Annotated in this window: 3 protein-coding genes; 1 reads left to right on the top strand and 2 read right to left on the bottom strand. The window is 72.9% G+C overall.

The features are described 5' to 3' along the window. Positions 1–490: nuclear transport factor 2 family protein (locus AB0J52_RS38280; RefSeq protein ID WP_500187910.1), on the top strand; the 490-nt coding region annotated here is incomplete at its 5' end. Here the strand turns inward: AB0J52_RS38280 and AB0J52_RS38275 are convergent. Together AB0J52_RS38275 and AB0J52_RS38270 are read right to left on the bottom strand one after the other, a co-directional pair. Then, entirely contained in the window at positions 483–1,058 is a 576-nt protein-coding gene (locus AB0J52_RS38275) for an HD domain-containing protein (protein WP_500187909.1), read from the bottom strand. The genes AB0J52_RS38280 and AB0J52_RS38275 overlap by 8 nt on opposite strands. A gap of 41 nt (positions 1,059–1,099) precedes the next feature. After that, positions 1,100–1,963: a Sco1979 family transcriptional regulator gene (locus tag AB0J52_RS38270; protein WP_500187912.1), complete on the bottom strand. Its 864-nt coding sequence runs from the start codon at positions 1,961–1,963 to the stop codon at positions 1,100–1,102. Between the last annotated feature and the right edge of the window lie 7 nt (positions 1,964–1,970).

The raw sequence follows: 1,970 nt of genomic DNA, 5'->3' as shown, positions 1-1,970 counted from the left end.
CGCGTCCCTGGACCTCTCGACCGCAGCCGTGAACAGCGCCCTGCAACGCGCCCGCGCCCGCCTCGCCGACGAGAACCTCGACCCCGAGAACCTGGGCGAACCGTCCGACCCGTCCGCGCGCGCCCTCGCCGAACGCTACGTCGCCGCCTTCGAACGCGCCGACCTGACGGCCCTGGGCGACCTGCTGGCCGCCGATGTCGTCATGGAGATGCCGCCGTTCCTCAACTGGTACTCCGGCCGCGACATGTACCTCGGCTTCATGCGGCGCGTCTACACCCTGAACGGCACCGGATGGAGCCACCTCCCCGTGGAGGCCAACGGCCAGCCCGGCTTCGCCGCCTACCTGACGCCCCGCACCGGCGGCCCCGCGAGGCTGCACACGCTCCAGGTGCTGGACGTCTCGTCCGCCGGCGTCATCCGCAACACCGTCACGCAGGAGGAGGAGGTCTACCGCAGGTTCGGCCTCCCCGCGACGCTGCCCGTCAGATGACCGCGAACCCGTACGCCTCGGCGAGCGGCCCCAGCTCGGGGTCGCCGAACCGCTCCCGCATCGCCTTGAACGCCAGCGACTTGTCCTCGCCGAACCGGCCGACCTTCACCGTGTAGGTGGGAGCGGAGACGAACACCGGAGGCGTCGTCTTGCTGTGGAACTTGTCCGCGTACATGACGACCGCCTCCTCGTCCGTCTCCGCGAGGTAGTCGGCCTCCGGCAGCGGCAGCCCCTGCTCCCGCACGTCCGCGCAGGTGATGCCGACGCCGGTGTGGTGCGAGCAGAACCGGCACAGCGCCTCGGGCAGCCCCTCGGCCCGCAGCAGCTCCTCGCCCAGCAGGCCGTGCCGGATGTAGTCGGCCGAGTCGAGCCGCCCGTCCGGCCCGTAGAGCCGGTAGACGCCGATGTCGTGCAGCAGCGCCCCGGCCCGCACGAGCGGGCTCGCGCTGAACTGCCCGGCGATGCGCGCCACGATCTCGCAGTGCGTGAACACCAGCTCGAACGCCTCGGCCGAGGGGGCGTACCGCTCGTGCAGCCCCCGGATCTCCCCATCAGACGGAACCCGCATCCGGAAATCCTAGGCGACCCCGCCGGCCCGCCGACCGGCCCCTACACCTCGTGCAGCAGGTCCAGGAGCACGTGGACGCTGGCGTCCGGGGGCAGCGCCACGTCGGCGAGCTGCTCGACCCTGCCGAGGTAGGCCTCGACGTCGGCTCCCCGGTCGAGGTAGAGGGCCGTCGTCAGGTGCTCCAGGTAGACGACGTCCGGCAGGTCCGCCTCGGCGAAGCGCAGGACGGTGAACGGGTGGCCCACCGGGACCGGCCGCCTGGCGGCGAACGGCACGATCTGCACCGTCACGGTCGGGGCCTCGGCCATGGCGACCAGGTGGCGGAGCTGGTCGCGCATGACGTCCCGGCCGCCGACCGGACGGTGCAGCACCGCCTCGTCGATGAGCGCCCACAGGACCGGCGCGCCCGGCTCGGTGAACCGCTCCTGCCGCGTCATCCGCAGCCGGACGCGCCGCTGGACGTCCCTTTCGGGCGCGTCCGGGTGGAGCAGCCGGATGACCGTCCCCGCGTAGCCCTCGCTCTGGAGCAGCTCGGGCACGCAGTGGAGGTCGTAGGTGCGGACCAGCGCGGCCGCCTCCTCCAGGCCGAGGTAGGTCTCGAACCAGGTCGGCAGGACGTCGCCGTAGCGGTGCCACCAGCCGGGGGAGTTGGCCTCGCGCGCGAGCTCCAGCAGGCCGTCCCGGTCGGCGGGGTCGGTGACGCCGTACAGGGTCAGCAGGTCGGCGACGTCCCGCTCCTTGAACCCGACGCGGCCGAGCTCCATCCGGCTGATCTTGGAGTGCGAGGCGCGGATCGTCCAGCCGGCGTCCTCGGTCGAGATGCCCTTCCGCTCGCGGAGCCGGCGCAGCTGCGATCCCAGCAGGATGCGCAGCGCGGTCGGTCCGCCGCGGCGGCGGTGCAGCACGCGCGGG

The sequence above is a fragment of the Spirillospora sp. NPDC049652 genome, assembly GCF_040675125.1.
In the GTDB taxonomy this organism is placed as follows: Bacteria; Actinomycetota; Actinomycetes; order Streptosporangiales; family Streptosporangiaceae; genus Spirillospora.
Note: the sequence above shows the minus strand (reverse complement) of the source record. Positions and strands in the feature narration are given on the sequence as shown.

What these genes read in the sequence shown, in the direction of transcription:
- AB0J52_RS38275 (WP_500187909.1), bottom strand. Translation starts at nt 1,058, where the DNA reads ATGCGGGTTCCGTCTGATGGGGAGATCCGGGGGCTGCACGAGCGGTAC.